Annotated in this window: 3 protein-coding genes; 2 read left to right on the top strand and 1 reads right to left on the bottom strand. The window is 69.7% G+C overall.

The window, feature by feature from the left end; all coding sequences use genetic code 11:
- The coding region (locus VGJ14_17565) for a TetR/AcrR family transcriptional regulator (protein HEY2834237.1) at positions 1-520 on the bottom strand (520 nt) is incomplete at its 3' end.
- 217 nt (positions 521-737) lie between these two features.
- Here VGJ14_17565 and VGJ14_17560 point away from each other — a divergent pair.
- Positions 738-2543 (top strand): acyclic terpene utilization AtuA family protein, encoded by a 1806-nt coding sequence (locus VGJ14_17560; GenBank protein HEY2834236.1) that lies wholly within the window; start codon positions 738-740, stop codon positions 2541-2543.
- 99 nt (positions 2544-2642) lie between these two features.
- Positions 2643-3584 (top strand): phosphate acyltransferase, encoded by a 942-nt coding sequence (locus tag VGJ14_17555; protein ID HEY2834235.1) that lies wholly within the window; start codon positions 2643-2645, stop codon positions 3582-3584.
- Positions 3585-3625 lie beyond the last annotated feature (41 nt).

Here is a 3625-nt window from a genome sequence, read left to right as displayed (position 1 = left end):
GCAGCTTGTTGCCGAACTCGGTGGCCGACTGGACGAGCGCGATCGCGCCCTGGCACATGGTGCGGATCTGCTCGATGTCCAGGTCCGGACGGATGGCGCTGACCGTGCGCACCCATTCCTCGGTGTAGAGACGTTGCAGGTAGCGCAGCCGGTGCCGGTCCTGAGCGGGCAGGCTGCGGAACTCGGTGCGCCAGGTGACGATGCTTGCCATGTGATCGAACACGAAGGCCACGTGTTGGGCGATGATCGCCTCGAGGGCCTCCAGCGGATCGGCGATTGACCGCGCCAGGTCGCCGACCTCCTCCAGGTGGGAGGTGATGGCGTCGTCCAGGATGGCCACCAGCACGGCTTCCTTGCTGGGATAGTGCCGGTAGAAAGCCGGACCGGTCAGCCCCAGCGCGCCGCTGATGTCGTTGATGCCGACCTGGTGGTAGCCGTGCTGGGCGAACAGCTCGGCGGCCGCGGTGATCAGTTCCCGTTGCCGGGGCGTGCGCTGGCCCTGTTGACTCGCCAGCGCCATCGTCGCCTCCCTGAACTTCTGGCCCCGCCGGTCGCGACGAGGTAACTGGGTGCTAACACTGGTCGGGGCAAGCGGATTTGTCGAGACCAGGGCCGAGAATAGACCGAGGCCCGCTTCGGTATGGTGTTCTGCCGGGCTGGACACGATATGTTTGTCGCGATTAACGAGCTGGGGCGACCGGCAGCCGGCGCCCACGCAGCGTCAGAAGGGGCAGTCGATGACCGCGGAGAAGATCGTCATCGCCAATTGCGGCGGGTTCTGGGGCGATGACCCCAGCGCCGCCCGCCGGCAGGTGGAGGGTGGTCACATCGACTACCTGGTCATGGACTACCTCGCCGAGGTGACCATGGCGATCCTGCAGAAGCAGCGCGCCAAGAAGCCCGAGCTCGGTTATACCGGCGACTTCATCACCCAGATGCGCGACGTGCTGGTGCCGTGCATGGAGCAGGGCGTCACCATCATCTCCAACGCCGGCGGCGTGAACCCGCTGGCCTGCGGGGCGGCGCTGGAGCGGTTGGCCGCGGAGTTGGGCGTGGCCGACAAGGTGCGCGTCGCGGTGGTGGCCGGCGACGACCTCTACGCCGACCTGGACGGACTGCTCGCCGGCGGGCAGAAGCTGACCAACCTGGAGACCGGCCACCCGTTGGCCGAGGTGCGCGACCAGGTGCTCGCCGCGAACGTCTACCTCGGCTCCCCGCCGATCGTGCGGGCGTTGGAGCTGGGCGCGAACGTGGTCATCGCCGGGCGGGTCACCGACACCTCGGTGACCCTGGCCCCGATGATTCACCGCTTCGGCTGGGCCGCTGACGACTGGGACAAGCTGGCCGCGGGCGTGGTCGCCGGGCACATCATCGAGTGTGGTTGCCAGTGCACGGGTGGCAACTTCACCGACTGGCACAAGGTGCCCTCGCACACCAACATGGGCTACCCGCTGATCGAGGCGCACGCCGACGGCAGCTTCGTGGTCACCAAGCACCCCGGCACCGGCGGCCTGGTCAGCGTGCACACCGTCTCCGAGCAGTTGCTCTACGAAATGGGTGCGCCCGGTTACCTGTCCCCGGACTGCGTGGCCCGCTTCGACAGCATCCAGCTCACCCAGGAGGGCCCGGACCGGGTGCACGTGTCCGGCATCGTCGGTGGCCCGCCGCCGGAGCGGCTGAAGGTCGCCGTTTCGGTGGCCGACGGTTACCGCTCGGTGGGTCGCCTGCTGGTCTCCGGCCCGGACACGCTGCGCAAGGCGCGCGCGGCGGTCGACATCATCTGGAACCTGGCCGGCGGGCAGAACCACTACGAGGCCACCGCGAGCGCGTTCATCGGCTGGGATGCCAGCCACCCGCCGCTGGGCAGCGAGGAGCCCAGCGAGGTGCTCGTCCAGCTCGCCGTACGCGACCACGACCGCAAGAAGATCGACACCGACTTCGCGCCGATGATCGTGGGCTCGATGCTGCAGTCGATGCCCGGCATGACCGTGCCCGCCGAGCAGGGCCGTCCTCGAGTGGCCGACGTGGTCGCGCACTGGCCGGCGCTGATCTCGCGCGACCTGGTGCACCCAACGGTGACCTTCGCGGGGAGCACCGAGACGGTGTCCGCCGGCGCGGCGGCCACCGTGGACCCGGCCACCATCCCCGGCATGGCGATCGGCGCGGACGCGATCGCCGGCTACACCCCGGACGACTCCGAGCCTGTCACCGTCCCGCTGATGCGGCTGTGCCTGGCGCGCTCCGGCGACAAGGGCGACACGGCGAACGTCGGCATCCTCGCGCGCAGCCCGGAGATCTTTTCCTGGCTGGCCCAGTACCTATCCGCGGACGTGGTGAAGGCCCACTTCAAGGGCATCTGCCAGGGCGAGGTGGAGCGCCACCCACTGCCCAACCTGCTCGCGGTGAACTTCCTGCTGCACAACTCGCTCGGCGGCGGCGGCACCTCGTCGCTGATCTTCGACGCGCAGGGCAAGACCTACTCCCAGTACCTGCTGACGATGGAGGTCACCGTCCCCTCCTCGCTGCTGGCCACCGCGGGCTGAGCGACGCCCTTAACCCCGAAAGCGCAGAACCGCGCATGCCAAACCGGACATCGACGTACGCTTCTGCGCTTTCGGGGTACCGGGGGGTGCTGGTGGGGCGTGAGTGAGATCCGGGCCCAGATTCGGGAGCAAGCTGCGGCGAGGCTGCGGCGGGTAGTGCTGGCGGAGGCCGACGACCCTCGGGTGCAGCAGGCGGCGAAGGTGCTTGCGGATGAGGGCTTGGCGCTGCCGGTGCTGCCGGACGCGGAGCTGATCGCCACGCATCTGGACGCCATGCGGCGCGCATACCTGATGGCCCGCCAGGCGCGGGGATTCGAGGTCACCGAAGCTGAGCTCGACGCCATCCCCACCGACGCACCGATGGTCGGGGCGCTGCTGGTGCGACTCGGATTGGCCGACGGCTGCGTGGCCGGCTGCGTGGCCACCACCGCCGCCACCGTGCGGGCCGCGCTGCGCGCCATCGGCACGGCGCCCGGCGTGGACACCGTCTCCAGCTTCTTCCTCATGCACTGCCCACACGCCGAGGACGGTCCCCGTTCCCTGCTGTTCGCCGACTGCGCGGTGGTGCCCGACCCGAGCGCTGAGCAACTCGCCGACATCGCCATCGCCGCCGCGGGCAACGCGGAGATCTTTCTGCGTGAGCCGGCCAGGGTCGCCATGCTCAGCTTCTCCACCATCGGCAGCGCCACGCACCCGCACGCGGAGAAGGTGATCGCGGCAACGGAGTTGGTGCGCAGCCGCCGCCCGGACCTGTGCGTGGACGGCGAACTGCAGGCCGACACCGCGCTGGTGGCGGCGGTCGCGGCAGCCAAGGCACCGAACGGCACGGTCGCGGGCCGGGCGAACGTGCTGGTGTTCCCGGATCTGGACTCCGGCAACATCGGCTACAAGTTGGTCGCCCGGCTGGGTTCGGCCACCGCCGTCGGCCCGATCCTGCAGGGCCTGGCCAGGCCGATGAACGACCTCTCCCGCGGCGCCATCGCCGAGGACATCGTCGACGTCGCCTGCATCACCGCCCTGCAAGCCGGCGCCGGCGGCTGACCCCCCGTCCACTCATGGCGTGTGGGGCTATCAACGTGCCC

The organism is Sporichthyaceae bacterium (genome assembly GCA_036493475.1).
In the GTDB taxonomy this organism is placed as follows: Bacteria; Actinomycetota; Actinomycetes; order Sporichthyales; family Sporichthyaceae; genus DASQPJ01.
This window is presented reverse-complemented; position numbering and strand designations above follow the sequence as displayed.

What these genes read in the sequence shown, in the direction of transcription:
- VGJ14_17560 (HEY2834236.1), top strand. Translation starts at nt 738, where the DNA reads ATGACCGCGGAGAAGATCGTCATCGCCAATTGCGGCGGGTTCTGGGGC.